The sequence below is a fragment of the Luteibacter sp. NPDC104163 genome, from assembly GCF_055584245.1.
On the sequence record NZ_JBVJMK010000001.1, the window covers coordinates 231,723 to 257,511 of the forward strand.

Here is a 25,789-nt window from a genome sequence, read left to right on the forward strand (position 1 = left end):
TGAACGGTCAGCGGGCGATGGCGACGTGCTTGGCGTCGCCGAAGGTGTCGGCACCGGAGATGACGATCTTGTCGCCCTCTTTCAGGCCGTCCAGGATTTCTACCTTGTCGATGCTGCTGGCACCGACGCGGATGTCACGGCGGTCGGCCATGCCGTCGTTGACGACATAGGCGTAGCGGCCGGCGCTTTCATCGACGAACGAGCCACGCTGCACGGTGAGCACGTTGTCGCGGCGATCGAGCAGGATGCGGACGGAAAGGCGCTGGCTCTGGCGCAGCTGCTGCGGCGACTGGCCATCGAAGCGCAGGCGGGCGGCGACTTCGCCGTTCACCACCTCGGGCGAGATGGCGCTCACCTTGCCCTTCCACTCCTTGCCGTTGCCGGTGATCTCACCCGGCATGCCGATGGCGAGATCGCGGGCGAAGCTTTCCGGCACCTTCATCTCGACTTCCAGCGCGGTGAGGTCGATGACGCTGACCAGCTGCGCATCCTTCGCGACGGTGGCGCGTTCGGCGATGAAGAGCTGGCCGACCTGGCCATCCACCGGCGACTTCACGTTGAGGTCGTCGACCTGGCGCTGCAGGTCCTTCACCAGGAGCACCTGGCGATCGTGGGCGAGTTTCTTGGCCTGGATGTCGAAGGTGAGGCTGTCAGTGTCGACGTGCAGGTCGCTCTCGGCGTGCTTCTGCGTGATCGCCGCCTTCTCCAGCGTGGACTTGGCCTTGTCGACATCGAAGTTCGACACGGCGCCCTTGTCGAACGCGCCCTGGTAGCGCTTGAGGTCGCGATCGGCCGCGGTCTGGTCGACCACGGCGTTGTCGAAAGCCTTCTGCAATTCGGAGCGCTTCTTCTTCGCATCCACCTGTGCGCGGAGGTAGTCCACTTCCATCGCGTCGGCGGCCGACTGTTCCTGCGCCAGCTTGTTGGTCAGCTCGGGGCTGGTTACCACGGCGAGCACCTGGCCCTTCTTCACCACATCGCCGGCATGGACCTGGAGCACCACCGCGCCGCCGTACGGCGCGTACAGGGTCGGGCTGACGGCGGCGACGACCTTGCCTTCCGCCGCGATATCGCGGACGAACGGACCGCGCGTCACGGTGCCGAACGAGAGGCGCGAAGCGCTCACGGACGAATCGGCCGAGAACATCGTCCCGATCTTCGGGATGGCGAAGCCAATGGCCACCAGGACGGCCACCGCGCCGCCGGCGATCAGCAGCTTGCGGTGACGGTTCGGGCCAGCCACGACAAGGCGGTCCTGGGCGGAGGTATCTCGGATCATGTGGGCTTCCCTGAAGAACTTGATGAAGTCTTCAGCAAGCCGCGTGCCAACCGGGGAAATGGCTTTATTTCAGCGAGTTACCTGCGCGCGTCCGGGTAGGAGCGGTGTCCGCGGACAGGTGTCCGGACAGTGACCGCGTGCAGCGTACGGCCCGTTGAGCCACTGTGGAACCACGCTGAAACCACTCTAAAACCACTGTGGGAGCGCGCTTGCGCGCGATGAGGCTTGCGGCAGCCCCCATCGCGCGCAAGCGCGCTCCCACGAAGTACTGGGCAAAGCGCGGGGTCAGCCTGAAATGGCGACGGATTCGGAGACGGCGATATCGCGGGCGACGCCGCGGCCGAGCGATGAGATGGCGACTTCACGCGCGCCCAGCACGTCGAACCCGACGAGGCGGCGACGCTGGAAACTCAGCACGCGTGCCTGGCAGGCGCGCAGCCATTCGCGATCGGGGGCGTGGCGTTCGGGCGCATCAACCGGCGTCGCGCCGGCGAACAGCCCGTCCCAGGCGAGGTAATCGGTATCGGGCAGGAGATAGATCCGGGCGAGCGTATCGCCCTCGCCTCCTACGCAATCGAGCCATTCGCGTGGGCCTTCGGCCGTGATGGCGCAGGTGAGGCCGACGTAACGCGTGGCCATGAGCGGCGCGAGCTCGGCGTTTTCCACGAGACAGCCGGCCGGTGGCACGGCACTCGCCGGGCAGCGCGTCGGCCGCGGGGCTAGGTAGAGCACGCCACCGAGCTGGCCAAGGCCTTCCACCAGCGTGCGCGGTGGCACCGCGAGCCAGCGGGTCGTGGAACCGTTGCGGGCGCGCGCCTGCACGCCAAAGGATGCGAGCCAACCGAACATGGGCGTCTCCCGGTGACGGCCTGGGAAAAGATGCCTGGCTGGCGGCGAGGGGAGGCCCGCGTGGCTTGGCGTCGGGGAGATGAAACCAGGATTACTTGGTGAGGATGAGCTTGTCGTTGCGCGTGAGGCGGAGGTGGTACTCGGCCCCCTGGTGCTCGATGACCAGCTCGCGCGAACCGTCGAGGAGGTTCTTGCTTTCGATGCGACGGGTGGTGGTCGCGACGGCGCGCAGCGGGACGATCTTGTCGCGGCCCGCGGCGTCGTTCAGGGGAAGGCTTCTCATCAACATGGCTAACGCTCCGCAAGTGAGGGTGCGGAGTTGATGATAATGATTCTCAATTACGCGTCAAGCATTTTTTTACGCGGTCAGGCGGCTTCCTGCATTTCCACCAGGGTCGACTCGATGCCTTCCAGGTCGGGGATCACCGCCGTGTCGTCACGGACCAGCACGTGGGCGCGGACGCCGAACGGCAGGTCATGGCCGTCATGGGTCGGCAGCAGCAGCTCCGCATTGAGCGTGGTCAGGCGGGGGAAGCCGTGGGTCAGGACCGCGATGTACGGCATGTCGGCGCGGTTGCCGATCGCCTTGAGCACGGCCACGCGCGCGGCCTGCGGGGGCGCATCGTCGGCGAGCTTCGCCACGTGGTCGAAGCTGACCAACGGAATGTGCCAGCCACGCCATTCGATCCGGCCCTGGAGCCACTCCGGCGCATCGGCCACGGCTTCGACGCCGGCCAGCGTGATCACTTCGGCCACGGCCGCGTTGGGCAGCAGGAGACGCACGCCGCCGCTCGGGATCAGGACGCAGCGGATTTCGCGCGGTAACGGCTCGCTCATGGGAATTCCTCGTTCAATTTACGGGCCAGCGCGGCGACATCGCCTGCGTAGCCGGCCACGCGCTCCTCGCGGATACCCGTGACCATCTGTCCTGATTCGTCCTCGGGCGCCACCGCCTGCACCCACACGCGGCCGCCGCCGTCGTACACCGCCTGCGAACCGGCGACGGCATCGTTGCCGCGGCCAGCGAACACGATGGCCAGGGCGTCGGCGCCAAAGCCACCCGCGAGCGTGCTGAAGATGCCGTCGATCGACGGGCCGGTCGCGTTCAACGCGCTGCCGTCGTCACGCACGGTAACGCTGCCATCGCGACGGATCTGTACGTGGGCGCCGCGCGGCACGACGAGTACCTCGCCATGCGCGGTGGGGACGCCATCGGCCGCGACGCGGCCACGCCCCAGGCGTTCGGCGAACGCCGCGGTGTCGCCGCCATGGTGGGCCACGACGAGCACCGTGGCCGGGAGGCGACCCGGCAAGGCGGCGAGGAACAGGCGGATCGCGTCTTCGCTCTCCGCTGCGCCAGCGAGGGCCACCACGCGGCGAACCGCGCGCGTGCTGGTCTCGAGGATCATCTCGTGGCTGAACTTGCCGTCGGTGCTCGGCGCGATCGCCTCCTCCATCGACACCAGTTCCAGCTTCAGGCCAGCCTCGATCGCGACGCTGCCGTCATCGACGACATCCTGCGCGAGGTACTCCGCCGCGCTCATCGTCTCGATGCCGAACTCGGCGGCATCCGCACGCGGCGGCGCTTCCGGCACGATGGTGTCGTGATCGACGAGGTCCCATTCGGGAACCGGCGGCGCGACATAGTCGGTCGAGCGCGAGGTGATCTCGAGCGTGGGCATATCGCCCTGCCCCACATCCGCGACCAGCTCATCGGAAGGCGCGAGGCTGAACTGGCTCGCATCGAATTCACGTTCGACGGCGGCCGGCGCCGAGGGTTCGTCGTCCACGACCTCGAACCCGGAAAGATCCAGCGAGGCGAGATCCGTCAGCTCGAGCGGCATGGACGGCAGATCGTCGATGCCGTCGGTGCCCTGTACGTTGCCGCCGCCTGACGCTGCCAGCGCGGCTTCCAGCTCCGCGGCGAGGTCTTCGGCGCCCGGGCGCTCATCGTCTTCCAGCGGGTCGGTCTGCGGCGTGGAAAATTCCAGCTCGCTGGCGACGTCGCCTTCGATATCCGCCACGGCGTCGAGCGACACCGTGTCATCGACGGCAACGAGATCGGTATCGGCCGTCGCCATGGGCGTTTCGGGATAACCATGCACGCCCGTGATCGCCATGTCCTCGGTGATCGGCTCGGCGAGCAGTTCTTCAGCCGGTGCAGGTTCGCTCGCGATGGCGGCGACGCGCGGCTCGATGGCGCGGGCATCCCCCGGGCGCGGCGGGTCGAGCGGCGTGCCGCCCACCAGCTTTGCCGCGAGGTGGCGTGCCCAGCGGGCACGGTCCCACCCTTCCAGGTCACGGCTCGCGTCGGCATCGTTGAAGACGAGGCGTGGGTGGCCGCCCTCGACGGTCTCGTAGAGCCGGTCGAGGTCGGCGTCGCTCGGGTCATCCAGGTCCACCACGACGACATCGGCCGACGAGCCGACGAGTTCTGCCGGAGCGAAAGCCTTCAGGTCGGACTCGTAGACGATGCGCGCGCCCTGCGCGACAAGGGCGTCGCGCAGGTGGGCCGAGAGGGCCGCGTCATCGAAAAGCAGCGCGACGGACGGCTCGCGTTCAACCATGGGTTACTCCGAGCACGTCGTTGATCTGCACGACCAGGTCATTCTCCTGGTAGGGCTTGCCAATGTAACGGTCGACGCCGATGTCGAATGCACGCTGGCGGTGCTTATCGCCGGTACGCGAGGTGATCATGATGATCGGCACGCCGGCGAGGCGCTCGTCGGCCTTCATGGCCGTGGCGAGCTCATAGCCATCCATGCGCGGCATCTCGATATCGAGCAGCATCAGGTCGGGCACGCGCTCGTTGAGCTTCTCGAGTGCGTCGATGCCGTCCTTCGCCGTCATCACCTCGAACTCGTGGCGCTCCAGCACGCGGCCGGTCACCTTGCGCATGGTGATCGAATCGTCGACCACCATCACCAGCGGCTTCACGCGCACCTCGTCCTGCTTGCGCGGGGCCTGCGGGATAGCGGCTTCGGCTTCGAACGCGCGGCGGGCGACGCCGTGGCGCACCAGCGGGGCGAGGTCGAGAATCATGAGCACCGAACCGTCGCCCATGATCGTCGCGCCGAGGATGCCCGGCACCGAGCTGACCTGCGGACCGACCGGCTTGACCACGATTTCGCGCGAACCCAGCACGGCATCCACGCGGATGGCGGCACGCAGGTCGCCCGAGCGGGCCAGCAGGAGCGGGATATCGCCCTCGTCCGGCGAACCGATGACATGCACGCCCAACAGCTGCGGCAGGTCGTGGATCGCGTAATCCTCGCCGGCATACTCGAACAGAGGATCGCTGTCGGCCATGCGGTGGGCGAGCTCGTTCGGCTCGACCTTGGCCACGCCGTGCACCGAGGTCATCGGGATCGCGAAGTTGGTTTCGCCGATACGCACGATCAGGGCCTGGGTCACCGCGAGGGTGAACGGCAGGCGCATCACGAAGGTCGTACCGGTACCACGCTGCGACTCGATCGCGAGCGTGCCGCCGAGCTGCTTGATCTCGTTGGCGACCACGTCCATGCCGACGCCACGGCCGGCCACCTGGGTGACCTTCTCCGCGGTGGAGAAGCCCGGCACCTGGGTGAGCTGGTAGATCTGGTCGTCGGACACGCGGGCATCCGGGCGCAGCAGGCCGCGCTCTATCGCCTTCTCGCGGATCGCATCGCGATCCATGCCGGCACCGTCGTCGGAAAGGCGCACGACCACTTCCGTCGCTTCACGCGCGACCTGGATGCGGACGGTGCCTTCCGGGTTCTTGCCTGCGTCTTCGCGAGCCTGCGGTGCTTCGATGCCGTGGGCGACCGCGTTGCGCAGCATGTGCTCGAACGGCGCCTTGATGCGGTCGAGCATGTTGCGGTCCATTTCGCCGTTGGCACCCTCCACCACCAACTGGGCGCGCTTGCCCACGTCGGAGGCGGCCTGGCGCAGCGTGCGGCGAAGGTTCGGCACCATCGCATCGAACGGCAACATGCGCGTCTGCATGAGGCCTTCCTGGAGCTCCGCGTTGACCTTCTGCTGCTGCAACAGCAGCGTTTCGGTCTGGCGGGTCAGGTCGTCCAGCATGGTCTGCAGGGACACAAGGTCGGATACCGACTCGGCCAGCGCACGCGAGTACTGCTGGAGCTGCGAGAAGCGGTCGAGTTCGAGCGGATCGAACGTCGCCGCGGTATCGCGGTGCTCCTGGTGGTAGCGCGCGATGATCTGCGTTTCCGTTTCGATTTCCAGCATGCGCAGCTGGCTGCGCAGGCGGCTGACCGTCTGCTCGTGCTCGGTCAGCGTCGAGCGGAAGCTTGCCGTCTGCTGTTCCAGGCGCGAGCGGTAGATCGACACTTCGCCCGCATGGTTCACCAGCGTATCGAGCATGTCCGCGCGGACGCGGATCTGTTCCTGCGACGCGCGCTGGATCTCTTCCTCTTCCATTTCCGGAAGCAGGTCGGGCAGGACGCGGTCGAGGACCGGGATCGGCTCGGGCTGCGGGGCCGGCGGCGTCCACGCCTCCGGCTGGGCCGCGGCCTCGCGCTCCTCGCGGTAGCTTTCCGCGGTGAGCGTATCCGGCGCGATCGGGGCGCCGGCCAGGCGTGCGAACGGCTCGATGTCGGCTTCGTTGAGCGTGATCGGCTGGTGCCTGGCGATGGCAAGGATCATGCGATGCAGGCGGTCGAAGCCGCTTTCCATCGCTTCGATCGCGGGGCCATCGCTCTCGCGCTGGCCACCGGCCACGGCATCGAGCAGCGCTTCCATCGCATGGGCGAAATCGCCCACGGTGGCCAGCCCGGCCATGCGCGCGCTGCCCTTCAGCGTGTGCAGGTCGCGCTGGAGCGCCGCCACGTGCTCGCCCTGCTGCGGCTCCGCACGCCATGCGGCGAGCGAGGCATCGGCATGATCGAGGATCTCCCGGCCTTCTTCGACGAACACTTCGAGCAGGTCGGGGTCGATGTCGGCGTACGGCGAGAGCTCGGGCACCAGGGCCGGGGCTTCGGCTTCGACAGGCGTGTGCACGGGCTCGGCGATCGGCTCGTGCGACTGGTCTTCGATGGTGACCGGGGTGTCTTCCAACTCCGGTTCGGTGGTCGCTTCGGATTCCGGGGTCGCGGCGTCGAGCGATTCGGCTACCGGTTCGTCCTCGATGACGCCATCGTCCGTGTGCAGCACGTCGCCGTCGTGGGACATCGGCTGCGGCAGGTCTGTTTCGGCAGTGAAATCAGCTCCGGTCTCCGCGGCTGGCTCTGCGTCTGCTTCAGCTGCCGCTTCGGCCTCGGTTTCGGTGCCGGCTTCGGCGTTGGCCTCGGCTTCGCCGATGAGTGCGCGCCAGGCAGCCTCTTCGTTCGCGTCGTAGTTCGCGGCCGGCGTGACGTTGACCGGCGTGACATCGACCGGCGGCGGTTCGACGGCGAAACCTTCGAGCGAAGCCAGCAGCTCCGCGGTGAGGTCGTGCTCGCCTTCGCCCAGGTCGATCGGGCTCAGCTCGATCGGCGTAAGTTCCGCATCGACGGCGATGGGCTCGTCAGTCGTGCCCTGCAGATCGGCTTCGTCGAGCGACGCGTACGCCGGCTCCACGAGCGGTTCCGCCACCGGCTCATCGGCCTGTGCAGGCGTGACCACCGCATCCAGGTCGGCGAGCTCACCGGCCAGCATGGCTTCCAGTTCCGCCTCGAGCGTGTCGTTGCCCGCTTCAGCCGGCACGACATCGTCGGCCGGGTGCGCATGGGCAGCCGCGCCGGCGGCATCGCTCGCGAGGTGGGCTTCGGCTTCGCGGACCTCGGCATCGAAGCGGACATCTTCGTTGATGAACGCATCGAGCTCGGCCTCGTCCAGCGCCGAAAGCGGCTCCGCGGCCGGCGTGGCCACCTCTGGTTCGTCGAACGCGGCCACCGTGGGCTCATCCACGTAGGCCTCATCGGCGACGGATTCGTCCGCTTCCGGCTCGTCGGCGACCCGTTCTTCCACGACCGGGGCATCGACCGCCTGCGCGTGGTGCGCCGGCTGTTCGTCGTCCAGCGGAAGCGGATCGGGTTCGTACAGGATGTGCGCAACCGTGGCTTCCGGCTGCTCATCGCGCAGCGCGATGATCTGGGCCGCAAGCGCCGAGACGTCGGGCACGCGCGGATCTTCGGTGTCGAAGAGTTCCATCACGTGGTCGACCAGGTCGGCGGCGTCGGTGAGCGCATCCACGCCCGCCGGGCGCAGCGGCACGCCGCTCGCGCGGACCCGCTTGATCAGGCCTTCGAGCGGCGCCAGCACCTGGATCAGCACCGGGATGTCGACCATGCCGATCGCGCCATGCAGTGTATGCACGGCGCGCAGCAGGCCATCGTCCACCGGCAGCTCGCCGTCGCCGGCGCGCGCCAGGTTGGCACGGATCACATTGAGGTACTGCGCCACTTCCGTGCGCAGGATATCGAGCAGCACGGCATCGACCGGCGGCAACGGCGGCGCGACGTAGATCGGCTCCTCGGCCGGTGCCGGCTCGGGCTCGACCGGCGCGGTGTGGCCATAGCCCGCGAAAGCGGCCGTCGGCACGGCGGCGATGGTGTCGCGCAGGACGCGGCGCTTCACCTTGGTGCGGACCTTCTGCACCGAGTTGCGCGCCACCTCTTCCACGAACGCCATGTCGCCCATGGCGAGGCGGTCGGCGGTTTCCATGATCGCGGCGATCGGCGCCGTGACGTGGGTATCGCCTTCCAGCGCGGCCTTGAGCTGCGGCAGCGCCTCGACCGCGTGGCCGACCAGCGCCTGCACGCCTTCGTGCGGCGTGATCGAGCCATCGAGCACGCGGTTGAGCATGTTCTCGACCTTCCAGGCGAACTCGCCCAGGAGGCGGGCACCGACCAGGCGGCCGGAACCCTTCAGGGTGTGGAACGAACGGCGGATCGGGATCAACGCATCCGCGCGCTCGGGGGCCGGCAGCCATGCCGCCAGGGCCTTGCGCAGGTTGTCGATCTCTTCCTGGGTCTCTTCCAGGAAGATCTCGCGGATCTCGTCGTCGATGCCGTCGACCGTGATCTGGAAGCCCGCGAAGTCGGCCACGCCGGCGGCGCCGCCCACTTCCTGTTCGATCTCTTCCTCGATCTCCACCCAGTCTTCATCGGGAGCGGTGGTTTCGGCGGCAACCGGCGCGACCGGTTCTTGCGCGGCCACGAGCGGTTCGTCGACGAGGTCGAAGGTGTCGGCGAAACTGGACACCGCTTCGCCGGCGTCTTCGCTGCTCGCCGGTACGGCGATGTGTTCGACGGCTTCCGCCTCGATCTGGTCCAGCGCTTCGCTGCCGAGTGCTTCGCCTTCCTCGTCGACCGGCACGGGCCAGTAACCGAGCTCGGAGAGGCTCTGCTGGGTGACATCGAGGATGTGATCCAGGCCGCCGCGGTGTTCGCGCGCCGCTTCCAGGTAGTACTCGAGTGCAGCGACCGCGTCGGCCAGGCGATCCATCTGCGCGCCGTTCGGCACGCGGCGGTCGCCGAGCAGTTCGCGGTGGATGAACAGGCCGATGCCATCGGCGAGGTCGCCGGGGCGCGGCGCGCCCAGCATGCGCATGGCACCGCCGATCTCGGCCATCAGCTCCGGCGTGCCGGCGAGCTGGTCATGATCCCATTGCGATTCGACGAAGGCGACGATCGCGTCCTTCACCTTCGACGTGTTCGCCGTGGCCTCGCGCATCAGCGCGGTGAGGATATGGCGAGCCTCGCTGCGCGGCAGCGGCGACGGGCCGCTGTCGGAGATCGGGGTCTCGCCTTCGGCGCCGAGGCGCTCGATGTGGTCATCCAGCGAGGCTTCGACGTAAAGCAGCGCGCCAGCGACATCCAGCAGCGATTCTTCATCCGGCGCGCGGGTACCGCTGGCGATCTCGCCCAGGATCCGGCGCTGCTCGCCCACGACGCGGCGTGGCACGCCAAGCGCGAGCATGCCCAGCGTGTCACCCACGCGGTCGAGCACGTCGGCCTGCGGGCCCAGCTGGCCCGGGTCGCCGTCCGGACGGCGCAGGAACAGGTCGAGCGATTCCTTCACGCGCAGCAGGTCTTCCTTGATCGCGGCCGAGACCGTATCGAGGAGCGCCCGGTTGTGGCCCGACATGGAGCCACGCGCATGTTCCACTTCCGCAGCGCGCGGCAGCAGGCCGTCCAGGCGATAGGCCTGGCGCAGTTCATCAATGCGTTCGCTGCCGGCCTTGGCCTGGGCAACGTAATAGAGGAGCTTGCGGGCCAGCTCATCGGAATCGCCCGTGAGCATGGCCTCTTCGCCGCCATCCACGAGTTCGCGGATCGAGCGGTCGACGCGGCCGATCAACTGGCGCACGTCCTTTTCGTGGGCGCGCAGCACGCCACGCTCCAGGCCTTCCAGCACGCCCGCGGCAATCCACCACAGGCGGCGGCCCGCAATGGTGTAACAACGCGCGGCGATGCTATCCAGCGTGGCGCGCATGCCGAGCAGCTGGCGTTCGTTGCCCTGCCCGCGGAACCAGGCAAGCAGCTGCTGCTGGAAACGCGCGCGCAGTTCGGGCAGTTCCCCACGGTGCGCCTCGGCCACGGCCGGATCGGCCGCGCCCGGCGCGCCAAGCGGCAACGGGGCATCGAGGTTGGGGGTGAACAGCGCGGATTCATCCAGCGACTGTTCGCCACGGCTGGCACGCAGGTCATTCAGCAGCGGCAGCAGCACGATGGGCACATCGCGGTGGCCGCTCTGCAGGCGCTCGAGGTAATCGGGCATCTGCATCATGCCGCGCATCAGCGCGGCATAGGCTTCATCGCGATTGGCCACGCGGTCGCTGATCAGCGCCGCGACCAGTTGCTCCATTTCGCCCACGACCATGGCCGCGCCATACAGCTCGACCATGCGCAGCGTGCCGTGGACCTGGTGCAGGTCCGCGGCGCAGGTGTGCATGACGTAGGTATCGCGGGAATCCTCGACGTACGACTCGAGCGCCTGGCGTGCCTTGGACAAGGCGTCGTCGAGCTCCGCCTTGACCCAGTGCAGCGTGGTGAAATCGGTATGGTCTTGAAGTCTCACTGCATTAGCCCGGCAGCTTGAAGTTCGCGACGGACAGGCGCAGGTCGTTCGCGAGCTGGGCCAGGTTACCGATCGATTCGGCCGTCTGGCTGGCACCCAGCGACGTCTGCGAAGTGATCTCCTGGATGACGTTCATCGTTGCGGACGTATCCGTTGCCGCCGCCGACTGCTGGCGGGCTGCCGCGGAGATGTTCTGAATCAGCGCCGAGAGGTCGTTCGACACGCGTTCGATATCGCCCAGTGCCGTACCGGCATCCTCGGCGAGGCGGGCACCCGCCACCACTTCCGCCGTGGTCTGCTCCATGGAGCTCACCGCTTCGTTGGTATCGCTCTGAATCGTCTGCACCAGGGTTTCGATTCGCTTGGTCGCGCTCGCGGAGCGTTCCGCGAGGCGCTGCACTTCGTCCGCGACGACCGCGAAGCCGCGGCCCGCCTCACCGGCCGAAGCCGCCTGGATCGCGGCGTTCAACGCGAGGATGTTCGTCTGCTCGGCAATGTCGTTGATCAGTTCCACGATCGAACCGATTTCCTGCGACGACTCACCGAGGCGCTTGATGCGCTTCGAGGTTTCCTGGATCTGGTCGCGGATCGAGTCCATGCCCTGGATCGTCTCGCGCACCACTTCGGCACCGCGCGATGCGATCTGCACCGAGCGCTGCGCCACGTCGGCCGACTCCGCGGAATCCTTCGACACCGTATCCATCGAGGTCGCGATCTGGTTGATCGCGGAGGTCGCGGAGGTGATCTGCTGCGCCTGCTGCTCGGCCGCGTCGGCCAGGTGCATGGCGGTCGCCTGGGTTTCCTGCGCAGCGGCCGATACGCGCACCGCCGTCTCGTTAATGGTGGTTACGAGATTGCGCATCTCGTCCACGGCGGAGTTCATGGCGTCCGCGATGGCGCCCGTGATGTCCTCGGTCACCGTGGCCTTGATGGTCAGGTCGCCTTCGGCGAGCGTGCCCATCTCGTCCAGTAACCGCATAATGGCGGTCTGGTTACGCTGGTTCAGTTCGCTGGTGGTCTCGAGGCGGCGGCGCTGGTCGCGGACCAGGCTGAAGACGAGGACCAGGGCGAAGGCCACCGTGGCGATCGCGCCGAGCAAGCCGGCCCACACGTTCGGGAACAGGCGGGTCAGCGGCAGCTTGGCGATCTGGTCGGCGGACTCGTTCGCGCGCAGCAGCACGGTCTGCGAATCGAGCGAGGCCTGGTTGCCGGCGCGCTTCACGTCCTGCAGGTTGGGCGAAGCCGTGACCAGCTGGCTCACCGGGTCGACCAGGTCGCCCCAGGAGGTCTGCATGTCGGCCAGGATCTTGTGCGCGTTGGCGTCGGAAATGGCGCGGACGCCACCATCCGGGTTGCCTTCGAGCAGGCCCTTCAGCACGGAGCCGTAGAGCTGGGCGTCGCGGGACAGGCCATCGGCCGCCGACTGCGCACCATCACCACCCTGCAGGATCTCCTGCACGCGGCGGATCATGCGGTCAGCCATGAGCATCCAGCGCGCGATGGTGAAGGTCTGCTCCACCGAGGCGTTCTTCTGCTGGACGATGTTGAGCACTTCGTCCGTACGGGCGTTGAGGAGCGGCATCTGCTTCGAGAACAGGTCCGCGCGCTCACCCGAGGCAAGCACGAGCTGCTTGTTGGAGAGGATCTTGCCGATGTCCGCGTCGAGCTGGTGCCAGGCGTTGGCCAGCGCGCCGATGGCGCGGCCGGTGCCGCCCGCCTGCTGCTGGTAGGCCGGCATGCCGGTCTTCTCGTCGCCGGCCACCAGGCGCTGCACCGCCGAATCGATGGTGTTGCGCGTGACGGCGAGTTCGTTGAACGAATCGCGGTTGCCGTCCGAGGCCTCGAGCGCGTACTTCGCGGTCTGCTGCGACAGCACCTGCACCTGCGTGGTCAAGGCGATCGCTTCGCGGTCTTCGCCGTTCTTGCTGTTCAACAGCCAGAAGTCAACCGATGCAAGGCCAATGGATAGCAGCAGGAACACGATAACCATCGTGTAGCCACCTTCACGGCCTGCGCCCCCTGTTGTCGTGCTCATATCCACCTCACCCAAACAAAACCTGGTGACCGAGGCTTCTGGCAGCCCCCGGCAGACGAGTGGCCCTGCAACAGGACCACCCCCTCGTTCCCGTTGCGTTGCCGGCTACCCGGCAACGCTTATCCTGTGCGGGAGGGCCATCCGGCCGTCCCGTCCCCCTTACTGGGCGCCTTACAGCGCCGCCTGCCGGAAATCCGGCGCACGAACCAGTCGGTTCATGCTGAACAACCCGAACGATTGCTCGCCGAGCTGGATGTTCTCCGTCACGAAGCGCGCCAGGCGCGGGTCCTGCTCGTCCTCGCCGGTGCCACGCTGGTCGTCGTCCATGGTGCGCTGGCCGAAGACTTCATCGACCAGCAGGCCCACGGTGCCGCCGTGCTGGCGTACCAGCAGCAAACGCATGCGCTCGGAGGACGGTGTACGTTCGTCGAACAGGAACCGGCCGAGATCGATCGCCGGCACCAGGTTGCCACGCACGTTCGCCACGCCCATCAGCCAGGGCTGGGTGCCCGGCACGTTGGTGAGGGCGGGCACGGCGAGCAGTTCGTTGATCTCATCGATGCCACTCACGAAGGCACGGCGGCCGACGCGGAAGCCGATGCCACGCCACAGGCCCAGGTTCTCCACCCGTTCGGGCGTACCGGCCGAGTGCGCAAGGCACGCGCGCTCGTAGTGGGCGAGCAGCTCGAAGGGCGTCAGTGCGGCGTTCTCGCTCATGGCGTGCCCTTCTTAGTTCTGCTTCGGCAGGAGGTCGTCGATGGTCGAGAGCAGTTCCTTCTCGTTCACCGGCTTGGTGATGAAGGCCTTGGCGCCCTGGCGCAGCCCCCACACGCGGTCGGTTTCCATCGATTTGGTGGTGATCATCACGACCGGCACGTCCGCCGTGGCCGGGTCGCGGCTCAGCGTGCGCGTGGCCTGGAAGCCGTTCATGCCCGGCATGATCACGTCCATGATCACCAGGTCCGGCTTGCTCGCGCGGATGCGGTCGATGCCAGCCTCGGCGTTATCGACGCTGGAAACGGAAAAACCCGCCTTCTCGAGCAGCGTGGTGAACACGCGGACGTCGGTGGGCGAGTCGTCAATGATGAGGATATTTGCCACACGTCCCCCTGGACGCTTACGAATTGGGTAGGTCAGCCGGCCGTCGCATAGCGATGGATCGCGCCGAGCAGCTCGTCGCGGGTGAACGGCTTGGTGAGGTACTGTTCGGCGCCCACGATGCGGCCGCGCGCCTTGTCGAACAGGCCATCCTTCGAGGACAGCATGATCACCGGCGTGCCGCGGAACTGGGCGTTGTTCTTGATGAGCGCACAGGTCTGGTAGCCATCCAGGCGCGGCATCATGATGTCGACGAAAATGATGTTGGGCTTCTGGTCCGAGATCTTGGCCAGCGCCTCGAAGCCATCGACGGCGGTAAGCACGTCGCAGCCTTCTTTTTTCAACAGGGTTTCTGCCGTACGGCGGATGGTTTTCGAGTCATCGATGACCATGACCCGCAGGCCGGCCAGGTCCGTACCGCGTCCGTTGTCGTTCACTGCGCCCCCGTCACACGAAAAAACTGCAAGTCCCGGCAGGAGGATAGCCCTAATGTCGCCGGGTATCCGTGCGCCAGGTCGTAAAGCCCGGCACCCCCGGTGCCGGTCACCGCTCTTCGGCGGCCCGTGCCACGCTGTTTAATGGGTGGCCGGGATTCCGTCAAGATGAATTGTTCCTAAAGGGACAATGCCTTGTGAAATCATCGGCACCGCTCCACTAAACTTGACACCTTTCCAGACCGCCCAGGGCCCCTCCCCATGCCGCTTTCCGTCGCCGTCCTGATGGACCCGATCCGCGCCATCAAGATCGCCAAGGATTCGACCTTCGCGATGCTGCTGGAGGCCCAGCGCCGTGGCCACGGCCTCCTCTACATGGAAGAAGGTGACCTGGAGCTCCGTAACGGGGAGCCCTGGGCACGCCTGCGCCCGCTGGCCGTGAAGGACGACCCGTCGGGCTGGTTCACCCTGGGCGACCCCGCCTGGCGCCCGCTGGCCGAGGTGGACATCGTGCTGGCCCGCAAGGATCCGCCGGTGGACGAGCAGTTCATCTACGACACCATGGTGCTCGAAGCCGCCCAGCGGGCGGGCGTGAAGGTCGTGAACGACCCGCGCAGCCTGCGCGACTGCAACGAAAAGCTCTTCGCCCTGCAGTTCCCGCAGTGCATCTCCCCCACCCTCGTCTCGCGCGATCGCAACCAGCTCAAGGCCTTCGTGGCCGAGCACGGCGAGGCGGTCCTCAAGCCACTGGACGGCATGGGCGGGCGCGGGATCTTCCGGGTGAAAGCCGGCGACAGCAACCTCAACTCGATGCTGGAGACGCTGCTCGACGGCGGCCACCACTTCACCATCGCCCAGAAGTACATCCCGGAGATCACCTCGGGCGACAAGCGCATCCTGCTGGTCGATGGCGAGCCGGTGCCCTATGCCCTGGCACGCATCCCCCAAGGGGACGAGTTCCGCGGCAACCTGGCGGCGGGCGGACGCGGCGTAGGCGTCCCGCTTTCCGAGCGGGACCGCTGGATCGCGGCCCAGGTCGGGCCCGAACTGGTCCGCCGGGGCCTGCGCTTCGTCGGCCTGGACGTGATCGGCGATTACCTGACCGAGATCAACGTCACATCTCCGACGTGCATCCGCGAGCTGGATGCCCAGTTCGGCCTTAATATCGCGGGGCTGATGTTCGACGCGATCGAGGCCCGATGACGACCCGCACCACCGGCGCCGACCTGATCGGCGCGACCCTGCTGTTTTCGCTGCTGCTGCACGGTGTCGTCATCCTCGGCGTCACGTTCCAGGCCGAAAAACCCGCCCCCAGCGTTCCGACGCTGGACGTTACCCTCGTGGACGTCGCCAACCAGGAGCAGCCGGACAAGGCGGACTTCCTTGCCCAGGCCAGCAACTCGGGCGGCGGCGACCGTGACAAGGCATCACGCCCGTCGGAACCGGTGAGCGGGCCGCTGCCCACGCGTAACCAGGGCGTTTCGCCCCAGGTCGAGGAGGCCCAGGCGCCCTCGCCCCGCGAGGCCACCCCGGACCAGGTGCTGACCACCGCGGGTCAGACCGGTTTCCACGTGGATACCACGCAGCAGCAAACCGAGCAGAAGGAGCGCCCGCTGCCACCGTCGGACAAGGAGATCCAGCGCAAGCTGGAGATGGCGAAGCTGGCGGCTGAAGTGCGGGACGAATCCGAGGCCTACGCCAAGCGCCCGAAAAAGAAGTTCATCTCGTCGAATACCCGCGAATACGTCTACGCCGCCTACATGAAGGGCTGGGTGAACCGCGTGGAGCGGGTGGGCAACCTGAATTACCCGGACGAGTCGCGCCGCCAGGGTGTCTACGGCGAGCTGGTGCTCACGGTGGGCCTCAACCGCGATGGCTCGATCAAGAGCATCGACGTGATCAAGAGCTCCGGCCACAAGCTGCTTGATGACGCCGCCCAGCGCATCGTGCGCCTTTCGGCCCCCTTCCCCGCACTGCCGAAGGACAGCAAGGAGAAAGTGGACGAGCTGTACATCACCCGGACGTGGCAGTTCCTGCCGGGCAATGTTCTCCGAAATTACTGAGCCTTCGGGTGTGGGAGCGGGGGTGGGCGGGGGGGGGGGGGGGGGGGCGCCCACCCCGCCCCCCCCCCCCCCCCCCCGGGGTGGGATGATTCGGGAACCCCCCAGCGGCGGCCGCGGCTGTGGGGGTCGGCGGCGGGGTTTGTATTGCCGGGGGGTTGGGGGGTCGGGGGGGGGGGGGGGGGGGTTGGGGGGGGGGGGGGGGGGGGGGGGGGGGGCGGGCCCCCCCCCCCGCTCCCACAGGGACTCGGTTTACGGCTTGGGCAGGAGCTGATCGGCCTCGCTCACGTAGGCCTTTTCCGCCTTGCGGTCCCATACGCACAGCTCGCGGCCCGGCGCATTCTTCATGTGCTTCTGCGGGTAGCGCCCGGCCAGCACCAGCGCGGTGACCGGCACGCGGTCGTCGTACTGGATCAGGCCACCCACCGGCTTTGCCTCCTTCAATCCGCTGGCGGCCACGCATGCGCGAGTTACCCTTTGGTCATAGTCCTTCCAGGCAGAGGGGGCCGAAGCGTGCGCCGCGAGCGCGCCACCTGCCGCCGCCGCGAATACAAAACCCTTAACAAACATCATCTTCGGCATGAGTTGCCTCCATGTGAACCGGCGGACAAGGTACGCTTGCGGGGATGAACGTTTGCGCACGGCTAACGTTCGCTGCGGCTACAATGAAGCCATGAGTATCGCCAACACGTTTGCCGGCCAGTTCCTGATCGCGATGCCATCCATCGCGGAGCCGCCCTTCGCGCGTGGCGTGGCCTTCCTCTGCCAGCACGGCGAGGACGGCGCGGTGGGCCTGCTGATCAACCAGATCTCCGAGTACCGCCTGGGCGATGTGCTCGCGCAGATGAAACTGCCGTGCGAAGACCCCGAGATTGCTGACTATCCCGTCCTCATCGGTGGCCCGGTCCAGCAGGAGCGCGGCTTCGTGCTGCACCGTGAGCACGGCCACTGGGATTCCAGCTACCGCATCAACGACGAGTGGTCGGTGACGACCTCGCGCGACATCCTCGTGGCCATGGCCCGCGGCGACGGCCCGCGGCGCGCAGTGGTCACGCTGGGCTACGCCGGCTGGGAAGCGGGCCAGCTCGAGCAGGAAGTCATGGAAAACGCGTGGCTAAACACCCGCGCCGATGAGCGCATCGTGTTCGATACACCGATCGAGGAACGCTGGTTCGCCGCCACCCGCACCATGGGCGTGCGCGATCCGACGCAGCTGACCGGTTACGCGGGGCACGCCTGATCCATGAGCTGCCTGTTTGGTTTCGATGTCGGCACCAAGGTGGTCGGCGTCGCCGTCGGCAACCGTCTGACCGGCACGGCACGCGCGCTTGCCGCCCTGCCCGTTCGCGATGGGGTGCCTGACTGGCAGGCGCTCGACCAGTTGCGCCGGGAGTGGCTGCCCGCCGAGCTGGTCGTGGGCCTGCCGCTGGATAATGAGGGCCAGGAACAGCCGATGACGCGCACCGCGCGCCGGTTCGCCCAGAAGCTCACCGAGCGCTACGGTATCGCCGTCGCGTTCGCCGATGAGCGCATGAGTTCGCAGGAGGCTGCCCGGCGCTTCGCCGCGGGGCGCGCCGCCGGCACCCGCAAGCGCTCGGATGCCAGGTCCATCGACGCCGAGGCTGCCGCCGTCATCCTCGAGTCCTACCTGCTGCAAGCGTAAAATCGCACGCCATCTCCACCGTTAGCCTTGAGGACGTCATGTCAAACCGCCTGCGCCATCTGACCACCCTCGAGAACCTGCCCCGCGAGACCATCGAACGCCTGCTCGACAAGGCGATCCACCTGCGCGACCAGTCGGCGCACGGCACGCGCAAGCTCGATATCCTCGCCGGCCGCACCGTGCTCAACCTGTTCTTCGAGCCCTCCACGCGCACACGCACGTCGTTCGAGCTCGCTGCCCGTCGCATGGGCGCCGACGTGATCAACTTCGACATCGGTCTTTCGTCCACCAGCAAGGGCGAGGAACTGTTCGATACGCTGCACACGCTTGAAGCGATGCACCTCGATGCGATCATCGTGCGCCACAAGGTGTCGGGCACGCCCGAGGAACTGGTAAAGCACGCGATGAGCGCCGTCTCGATCGTCAACGCCGGCGACGGCAACCGCGCCCACCCCACGCAGGGCCTGCTCGACGCCCTCACCATCCGCAACCACCACCCCGATTTCCGCAAGCTGAAGATCGCCATCTGCGGCGATGTCCGTCACTCGCGCGTCGCCCGCTCCGACGTGCACGTGCTGACGGCACTGGGCGCCAAGGACATCCGCATCGTCGGCCCCTCGCGCCTGCTGCCGGCGGAAGGTGAATTCAAGGGCGTGACGCTCCACGAAGACTTCGACCAGGCGATCGAAGGGGTCGACGCCGTGATCATGCTGCGCCTTCAGAAGGAGCGCATGGCCTCCACGGACCTGCCGGACGAGGCCGCATATTTCGAGCGCTACGGCCTCGACAGCAAGCGCCTGGCCCGCGCCGCCAAGGGCGCCCTCGTGATGCACCCCGGCCCGATCAACCGCGGCATCGAGATCGCTCCCGAGGTCGCCGACGGCGCCCAGTCGCGGATCCTCGAGCAGGTCGGCAACGGCGTCTTCGTGCGCATGGCCGTGCTTTGCGAAGTGATGGGCCGGTAAGACCCATGCCGGGCCGCGCTACGGCGCGGCTTCCGGCATAATGGCGGTTCCAAGGGATCAATCAACGGGATACAGAATGCGACCGACGAAGCGACTTCTCGCGCTCGGCGTCGCCAGCGTGCTGCTGGCGGCCTGCGGCCACAAGGACAAGGATGCCCCGCTGGCCTTCGTGCCGGCCGATACACCGTACGTGGTGGCCAGCCTCGACAAGCTGGACGACGATACCTACGAGGCGGTGCTGGCCCAGCTCAACAACGAGGCCCCGGGCCAGGTAGCCCAGCTGAAGTCGTACGCCCAGGAATTCGATGCCAAGGGCAATGCCGATGCGGCGCGCCTGCTGCGCGCCCTGGTGGCCGAGCTGGACGGAAAGAATGCCGAAACCGTGCTGAAGAACCTCGGCATCGACCTGAAGACCGGCTCGGCGGTGTATGGCGTGGGCCTCAGCCCGGTCGCCCGCGCCGCCCTGGCCGATCCGGCTGCCTGGGAGGCCTTCGTGGGCCGCCTGGAGACCGCTTACGGCAAGAAGCTGGACACCGCGGACGCCGGTGGCCAGGCCTACCGCCACGTCGCCCTGGGCGATTCCGGCACGCAGCTCATCATCGCCACCGTCGGCAAGAACGCCGTGGCGGCCCTGCTCCCGGCCGACGCCGGCCAGCCGCTGATCCGCCAGGCCCTGGGCGCTGACCGCCCGGAAAAGAACCTGCAGGATGACGGCCGCCTCGCCGACCTTGCCAAGGACAAGGGTTACAAGGATTACGTCGTCGGCCAGGTGGATCTCACCCGCCTGCTCCCGCTGGTCGCGACCGGCAAGGACCCGCTGTTCTCGACGTTCCTGAAGCACCAGTCGCAGAAGACCGGCGAGCCGGTGCCGCAGATCCCGGCCAGCTGCCAGGAAGAAGCCACCCGCGTCGCCGCGCGCGTGCCGTCCTTCAGCTTCGGCTACACCAAGCTCGACCTGCACCACGTCGAACAGCGCGTGGACGTGGCCATGGCCAGCGATATCACCAGCGCGTTCTCGGGCCTGAAGGTGGAACTGCCGGGCCTCGGCAGCACCGGGACCGGCCCGTTCGATGCCAGCATCGCCCTGCCCGTGGAGCAGCTGCGCACCTTCTTCACCACGCAGTCCGAGGCCGTCGCCGCCAAGCCGTTCGCTTGCCCGGCGTTCGCGAACCTCAACGACAGCTTCGCGAAGATGGGTTCGACGATGCAGCAGGCGGCGATCCCGCCGTTCGGCGACATCCGTGGCGTGCGCCTGGTCATCGACTCGTACAAGCCGGGTGCGCCGGGCGCGGCGATCCCGCAGATCACCGGCCGCGTGGTGCTCGCCACGCGTAACCCGGCCGGCCTGCTGGCGATGAGCCAGGCGGTGCTGGGCGGCGAGTTCAAGCTGGCCGCCGACGGCAAGCCGGCACCGCTGCCGGCGAACCTGACGCAGTCGCTCGGCATGCCGGGTTGGGCCGCGATGAACGGCCAGGCGATCGCGATCGGCCTGGGCGACGGCGAGGACAACAAGCTCGACGACGTGCTGATGGGCAGCACCGGCGATGCGGGCCGCCTCGGCCGCCTGCATCTGAACGGTGATATGTACCGCACGTGGGTCGATGTGATGTCGGACAAGGCCCAGGCCTATGCGTCGGCCATGGCCGAAGCCGCGACGGCGGATGGCGCCCCGGCGGACCAGGCGGCGGATACCGCGACGGCGCAGCGTTCGAAGGCGCAGTTCGATGCGATGAAGGCCCAGGCCGCGCGCGTCGTGCAGGTGAGCGGCGAGGCGCACATGGATGAGAAGGGCCTCGTGATCTCGGGCGCCGTGGAATACAAGTAAGCCACTCGCGCTTCACAACGCTCTAAAAAGCCCGGCCTTAGCGCCGGGCTTTTTTTTGTGCTTAACGGCGACGAAAGGCATGTGAAGACGTATTCGGCAAAGCTGAATCAAGTGATTCTTCCGGCACGAATCGTTCACGGATGCGCTGGTGATATGGCTCCGCGACGAAGGCAGCCCACAGTGCGTGGCGCCGGTCGCCGAACCCTCACAGATCCGTAGAAAGGAGTTCCCCATGATGAACGCCAACATTCGCAAGGCCCTGTTCGCTGCCGCTCTCGTTGCCGGTCTCGGCACGGTCCCGTTTGCCTCGGCGTATGCCCAGGACTCCGCGGCCGCCGCTTCGAAGGGCGATAACCAGACGGTCGCCGGCAAGGCCGACGATACGTGGATCACCACCAAGGTGAAGAGCGAATTCGCCGCCAACAAGAGCGTCAAGGCCACCGATATCTCGGTGAGCACGACCGAAGGCGTCGTGACCCTGACGGGCACCGTCGCCACGGCGAAGGAAAAGAGCCACGCTGAAATGATCGCCAAGAAGATCAAGGGCGTGAAGAGCGTGGATGCGAGCGGCCTGACCGTCTCGGCGGCTGCTGCCGACAAGTAAGTCGAGCAGACGTGTGAATGAAAAAGGGAGCCCACGGGCTCCCTTTTTTTGCACAGTTTCTTTTTTAGCGGTGCAGCATGCCGCCGAACGTGCTCTTGTCGTTGGCCTTGTCGATCTCGACGCCTTCCAGGCCCTGCGAGAGCGTGTGCGCATCGCCGCCCTGGGCGAGCTTGATGCGCAGGCGCACTTCGTTCGAGCTGTCGGCGTGGCGCAGGGCATCTTCGTACGAGATCTCGCCAGCGTGGTACAGCTCGACCAGGCTCTGGTCGAAGGTGCGCATGCCCAGCTGGTTCGAGTCGCGCATCAGCTCCTTGAGCTTGTGGATCTCACCCTGGCGGATGTAATCCTGCGCGAGCGGCGTGCCGAGCAGCACCTCCACGGCGACGCGGCGTGCCTTGCCGTCGGGCGTGGGGATGAGCTGCTGGGCCACGATGCCCTTCAGGTTCAGCGAAAGGTCCATGAACAGCGCGCTGCGGCGGTCTTCCGGGAAGAAGTGCAGGATGCGGTCCAGCGCCTGGTTGGCGTTGTTCGCGTGCAGCGTGCACAGGCACAGGTGGCCCGTTTCCGAGAAGTTGATCGCGTGCTCCATCGTCTCGCGCGTACGCACTTCGCCGATCATGATCACGTCGGGCGCCTGGCGCAGCGTGTTCTTCAGTGCGTTTTCCCAGTTATCGGTATCGATGCCGAGTTCGCGCTGGGTGATGATGCAGCCTTCATGGCGGTGCACGTATTCGATCGGGTCCTCGATCGTGATGATGTGGCCCGTGGAATTCTGGTTGCGGTAACCGATCATCGAGGCGAGCGACGTGGACTTACCGGTACCGGTACCACCCACGAAGATGATGATGCCGCGCTTGGTCATCGCCAGCTGCTTGATGATCGGCGGCAGGTTCAGCTCTTCCGGCGTCGGGATCTTCGACTCGATGCGGCGCAGGACCATGCCCACGCAGTTGCGCTGGTAGAAGCACGACACGCGGAAGCGGCCCACGCCCGACGCGCTGATCGCGAACTGGCACTCGTGGGTCTTTTCGAATTCTTCGCGCTGGGCCGGGGTCATCACGTTCAGCACCATATCGCGCGACTGTTGCGCGGACAGCGGGCTTTGCGTGATGGGCACGATACGGCCCTGCACCTTCATGGAGGGCGCGACGCCGGCGGTGATGAACAGGTCGGATGCCTGCTTGTGCACCATCAGCTTCAGAAAGGAGGTGAAATCGAACTCGCTCATGGCCTGGATCCCCGTTGCCGGGATGGGCCGGCACCCTTGGGCGGATCATATACCTGCCCGGTGGTGGCTGCAGCGACGGTTATCACACGGGCGGGCGCGGCGCGGCACCCTGGGGGCATCGCGCGCAAGCGCGCTCCCACAGGGGGAGCGTGCCGCCGGTGGTTCGCCTCTGGCTTAGCGGAAGCCTTCCTTGTTCTTGGCGTACATGGCGCCTTCCTGGCGGGTGATGAGGCCGCGCTTGACCAGGTCGAGCAGGTTCTGGTCCAGGGTCTGCATGCCGTACTGCTGGCCGGTCTGGATGGCCGAGTACATCTGGGCCACCTTGTCCTCGCGGATCAGGTTACGGATGGCCGGGATGCCGACCATGATCTCGTGCGCGGCCAGCCGGCCACCGCCTACCTTCTTCAGCAGCGACTGCGAGATGACGGCGCGCAGCGATTCGGAAAGCATCGAGCGGACCATCGGCTTCTCGCCCGCCGGGAACACGTCGATGATACGGTCGATGGTCTTGGCGGCCGACGACGTATGCAGCGTGCCGAACACAAGGTGGCCGGTTTCCGCGGCGGTCAGGGCCAGGCGGATCGTCTCGAGGTCGCGAAGCTCGCCGACCAGGATGTAATCCGGATCTTCGCGGAGCGCGGAACGCAGCGCCTCGTTGAACCCGTGGGTATCGCGGTGGACTTCGCGCTGGTTGACCAGGCACTTCTGCGAGGTGTGCACGAATTCGATGGGATCCTCGACGGTGAGGATGTGGCCGTATTCGTTCTTGTTGATGTGGTCGACCATCGCCGCCAGCGTCGTCGACTTGCCGGAACCGGTCGGGCCGGTAACCAGGACCAGGCCCTGCGGCTGCTCGATCAGTTCGCGGAAGATCCGGGGGGCACCCAGGTCTTCCAGGGTGAGCACTTCCGACGGAATGGTACGGAAGACGCCACCCGCGCCGCGGTTATGGTTGAACGCATTGACGCGGAAGCGGGCCAGGCCCGGGATCTCGAAGGAGAAGTCGACCTCGAGGAATTCCTCGTAATCGCGGCGCTGCTTGTCCGACATGATGTCGTAGATCAGCGAGTGGACCTGCTTGTGCTCGAGGGGCGGGATATTGATCCGTCGAACGTCGCCGTCCACGCGGATCATGGGCGGCAGGCCTGCGGAAAGGTGCAGGTCGGAGGCCTTGTTCTTCACGGAGAAGGCAAGGAGTTCGGCGATATCCATTGGGGTCCCCTTTCTTTGTGGGCCAAAGGTAACCACCCCCGGGGGTCGGCGCAAGGCGGCGCAGCATATATGCTTCGTAGGTATGTGAAAGACGTCGCGAATGGAGCGAACACACCCCATGAACCGGATCGCCTTCATCGGTGGCGGCAATATGGCCACGGCCCTGGTCGCCGGCCTTGTCCGCCACGGCGCCCAGCCCGGCGGCATTGCCGTGGCGGAGCCGCGCGCCGAGGCCCTGCAGGAACTGTCACGCCAGTACGGCGTGGCGACATATACCGATAACGCCGCGGCGGCCGAGGGGGCTGGCCTGCTCGTCCTGGCGGTGAAGCCGCAGATGATGGCCGAGGTCTGCCGCGGGCTGCGCGCGGTGGTGCAACAGCACCGCCCCATGGTCGTCTCGATCGCCGCGGGTATCCGCATCGCCCAGATCGAGCGCTGGCTGGACGCCGCCCTGCCCGTCGTGCGTTGCATGCCGAATACGCCGGCCATGTTTGGCGCCGGCGCGACCGGCCTCTACGCCAACGCGCGGGTCAGCGCCCCGCAGCGTGCCGAGGCCCAGCACGTGCTGGATGCCGCCGGCCTGACCGTCTGGGTGCCGGAGGAAGACCAGCTCGACATCGTCACGGCGCTCTCCGGCTCCGGCCCGGCCTACCTGTTCCTCATGGCCGAGGCACTGGAAAACGCGGCGTTCTCGCAGGGCTTGTCCCGGGAGACCGCGCGAGCCCTGGCTGCGCACACCGTGCTCGGCGCGGGCCGCATGCTGGTGGAAGGGAGCGACACCGCCGCCACCCTCCGCCAGAAGGTAACTTCGCCCAACGGCACCACCCAGGCCGCCCTGGAAAGTTTCCAGGCCGACCACTTCCCCGCCATCGTGGCGCGCGCGGTCGATGCCGCCCGCCGCCGTGGCGTGGAGCTCTCCGAACAGATGGAATCGAACTCGTGAACTACCTGGCAAACGCAGGGGACTTCCTGCTCAATACGCTCTTCGGGGCCCTTGTCGCGCTCTTCGTGCTTCGCCTGCTGGCCGAAGCCAATCGTGCCGACTTCAACAACCCGATCTGCCAGTTCCTCTACCGCTTCACCAACCCGGTGCTGCGCCCGCTGCGCAAGGCACTCCCCAGCGTCCGCCGGATCAGCCTTGCTGCGCTGGTCGTGGCCCTGCTGCTGGAATGCCTGAAGTGGCTGCTGCACCTGCTGCTCGCGGGTGTGATGCCCGCGCCGCTGGGCCTGCTGGTACTCAGCATCGCGGACCTGCTCGACTTCTTCCTGCTGACCTGGATCGTGGTGGTCTTCGTGTGGTCGTTGATGAGCATGCTCTCGACCGATCGCTACCACCCCGTCGCACGCTTCGTCACCGCGCTGGCCGAGCCGCTGGTGCGCCCCCTGCGCGGCCGCATGACGATCGGCGGGCTGGATTTCTCGCCGACGGTGGTGCTGATCGGCCTGTTCCTGGCCCGCATGCTGATCGTGGCGCCGCTGCAGAATGCCGGCGCCAGCCTGCTGGGCGGGATGTAAGCATCGCGCGCAAGCGCGC

The 25,789-nt window shown here is 67.1% G+C and carries 22 protein-coding genes; 9 read left to right on the top strand and 13 right to left on the bottom strand.

The window, feature by feature from the left end; translation table 11 throughout:
• Positions 1-7: 7 nt before the first annotated feature.
• The 10 genes from ACZ6YI_RS00995 to pilG form a co-directional block, all read right to left on the bottom strand.
• Entirely contained in the window at positions 8-1,279 is a 1,272-nt protein-coding gene (locus tag ACZ6YI_RS00995; protein ID WP_465777049.1) for an efflux RND transporter periplasmic adaptor subunit, read from the bottom strand.
• A 285-nt stretch (positions 1,280-1,564) separates the two neighbouring features.
• Positions 1,565-2,128 carry a hypothetical protein gene (locus tag ACZ6YI_RS01000; RefSeq protein ID WP_465777050.1) on the bottom strand — a complete coding sequence of 188 codons (564 nt, stop codon included), beginning with the start codon at positions 2,126-2,128 and terminating at the stop codon, positions 1,565-1,567.
• A 91-nt stretch (positions 2,129-2,219) separates the two neighbouring features.
• Positions 2,220-2,411 carry a hemin uptake protein HemP gene (gene hemP / locus ACZ6YI_RS01005; RefSeq protein ID WP_465777051.1) on the bottom strand — a complete coding sequence of 64 codons (192 nt, stop codon included), beginning with the start codon at positions 2,409-2,411 and terminating at the stop codon, positions 2,220-2,222.
• A gap of 83 nt (positions 2,412-2,494) precedes the next feature.
• Positions 2,495-2,965 carry a chemotaxis protein CheW gene (locus ACZ6YI_RS01010; RefSeq protein WP_465777052.1) on the bottom strand — a complete coding sequence of 157 codons (471 nt, stop codon included), beginning with the start codon at positions 2,963-2,965 and terminating at the stop codon, positions 2,495-2,497.
• Positions 2,962-4,695 carry a chemotaxis protein CheB gene (locus ACZ6YI_RS01015; protein ID WP_465777053.1) on the bottom strand — a complete coding sequence of 578 codons (1,734 nt, stop codon included), beginning with the start codon at positions 4,693-4,695 and terminating at the stop codon, positions 2,962-2,964. The genes ACZ6YI_RS01010 and ACZ6YI_RS01015 overlap by 4 nt, the downstream gene beginning before the upstream one ends.
• A complete protein-coding gene (locus ACZ6YI_RS01020; RefSeq protein WP_465777054.1) occupies positions 4,688-11,131 on the bottom strand; it encodes an Hpt domain-containing protein in 6,444 nt (2,147 codons plus the stop codon). The genes ACZ6YI_RS01015 and ACZ6YI_RS01020 overlap by 8 nt, the downstream gene beginning before the upstream one ends.
• Before the next feature lie 4 nt (positions 11,132-11,135).
• The gene (locus ACZ6YI_RS01025; RefSeq protein ID WP_465777055.1) at positions 11,136-13,166 is read right to left on the bottom strand and encodes a methyl-accepting chemotaxis protein; all 2,031 of its coding nucleotides are present in this window, start codon (positions 13,164-13,166) and stop codon (positions 11,136-11,138) included.
• Between the two features lie 171 nt (positions 13,167-13,337).
• Positions 13,338-13,883, bottom strand: a complete 546-nt coding sequence (locus tag ACZ6YI_RS01030) for a chemotaxis protein CheW (protein ID WP_440324938.1) — start codon at positions 13,881-13,883, stop codon at positions 13,338-13,340.
• Between the two features lie 12 nt (positions 13,884-13,895).
• Positions 13,896-14,267 carry a response regulator gene (locus ACZ6YI_RS01035; protein WP_247328299.1) on the bottom strand — a complete coding sequence of 124 codons (372 nt, stop codon included), beginning with the start codon at positions 14,265-14,267 and terminating at the stop codon, positions 13,896-13,898.
• A 32-nt stretch (positions 14,268-14,299) separates the two neighbouring features.
• Entirely contained in the window at positions 14,300-14,656 is a 357-nt protein-coding gene (pilG, locus tag ACZ6YI_RS01040; RefSeq protein WP_045831092.1) for a twitching motility response regulator PilG, read from the bottom strand.
• Between the two features lie 303 nt (positions 14,657-14,959).
• On the opposite strand from pilG, the gene gshB reads away from it, so the two are divergent.
• Together gshB and ACZ6YI_RS01050 are read left to right on the top strand one after the other, a co-directional pair.
• On the top strand, positions 14,960-15,901 hold the full coding sequence (gene gshB, locus ACZ6YI_RS01045; RefSeq protein WP_465777056.1) for a glutathione synthase: 942 nt from the start codon (positions 14,960-14,962) through the stop codon (positions 15,899-15,901).
• On the top strand, positions 15,898-16,761 hold the full coding sequence (locus tag ACZ6YI_RS01050; RefSeq protein WP_440324934.1) for a cell envelope integrity TolA family protein: 864 nt from the start codon (positions 15,898-15,900) through the stop codon (positions 16,759-16,761). Before gshB ends, ACZ6YI_RS01050 begins: the two co-directional genes overlap by 4 nt.
• 249 nt (positions 16,762-17,010) lie before the next feature.
• Here the strand turns inward: ACZ6YI_RS01050 and ACZ6YI_RS01055 are convergent, their stop codons facing one another.
• Positions 17,011-17,340 (bottom strand): hypothetical protein, encoded by a 330-nt coding sequence (locus ACZ6YI_RS01055; RefSeq protein WP_465777057.1) that lies wholly within the window; start codon positions 17,338-17,340, stop codon positions 17,011-17,013.
• A 91-nt stretch (positions 17,341-17,431) separates the two neighbouring features.
• Here ACZ6YI_RS01055 and ACZ6YI_RS01060 point away from each other — a divergent pair, with 91 nt between their 5' ends.
• The 5 genes from ACZ6YI_RS01060 (at position 17,432) to ACZ6YI_RS01080 (ending at position 21,815) form a co-directional block, all read left to right on the top strand.
• Positions 17,432-17,998, top strand: coding sequence for a YqgE/AlgH family protein (locus ACZ6YI_RS01060; RefSeq protein WP_440324930.1), 567 nt, complete (start codon positions 17,432-17,434; stop codon positions 17,996-17,998).
• Between the two features lie 3 nt (positions 17,999-18,001).
• Entirely contained in the window at positions 18,002-18,421 is a 420-nt protein-coding gene (gene ruvX, locus ACZ6YI_RS01065; RefSeq protein WP_465777058.1) for a Holliday junction resolvase RuvX, read from the top strand.
• A 38-nt stretch (positions 18,422-18,459) separates the two neighbouring features.
• Positions 18,460-19,386, top strand: coding sequence for an aspartate carbamoyltransferase catalytic subunit (locus ACZ6YI_RS01070; protein ID WP_440324927.1), 927 nt, complete (start codon positions 18,460-18,462; stop codon positions 19,384-19,386).
• 76 nt (positions 19,387-19,462) lie between these two features.
• Positions 19,463-21,211: a hypothetical protein gene (locus ACZ6YI_RS01075; RefSeq protein WP_465777059.1), complete on the top strand. Its 1,749-nt coding sequence runs from the start codon at positions 19,463-19,465 to the stop codon at positions 21,209-21,211.
• Between the two features lie 235 nt (positions 21,212-21,446).
• Positions 21,447-21,815, top strand: a complete 369-nt coding sequence (locus ACZ6YI_RS01080) for a BON domain-containing protein (protein ID WP_465777060.1) — start codon at positions 21,447-21,449, stop codon at positions 21,813-21,815.
• Positions 21,816-21,879: 64 nt separating this feature from the next.
• Here ACZ6YI_RS01080 and ACZ6YI_RS01085 read toward each other — a convergent pair whose 3' ends face one another.
• Positions 21,880-23,043 (bottom strand): PilT/PilU family type 4a pilus ATPase, encoded by a 1,164-nt coding sequence (locus tag ACZ6YI_RS01085; protein ID WP_465777061.1) that lies wholly within the window; start codon positions 23,041-23,043, stop codon positions 21,880-21,882.
• 174 nt (positions 23,044-23,217) lie between these two features.
• Positions 23,218-24,255 carry a type IV pilus twitching motility protein PilT gene (locus ACZ6YI_RS01090; protein WP_440328050.1) on the bottom strand — a complete coding sequence of 346 codons (1,038 nt, stop codon included), beginning with the start codon at positions 24,253-24,255 and terminating at the stop codon, positions 23,218-23,220.
• Positions 24,256-24,373: 118 nt separating this feature from the next.
• Here ACZ6YI_RS01090 and proC point away from each other — a divergent pair, with 118 nt between their 5' ends.
• Both proC and ACZ6YI_RS01100 read left to right on the top strand, forming a co-directional pair.
• Positions 24,374-25,198 carry a pyrroline-5-carboxylate reductase gene (gene proC, locus ACZ6YI_RS01095; RefSeq protein ID WP_465777062.1) on the top strand — a complete coding sequence of 275 codons (825 nt, stop codon included), beginning with the start codon at positions 24,374-24,376 and terminating at the stop codon, positions 25,196-25,198.
• Positions 25,195-25,770, top strand: coding sequence for a YggT family protein (locus ACZ6YI_RS01100; protein ID WP_440328048.1), 576 nt, complete (start codon positions 25,195-25,197; stop codon positions 25,768-25,770). The genes proC and ACZ6YI_RS01100 overlap by 4 nt, the downstream gene beginning before the upstream one ends.
• Positions 25,771-25,789: the final 19 nt, after the last annotated feature.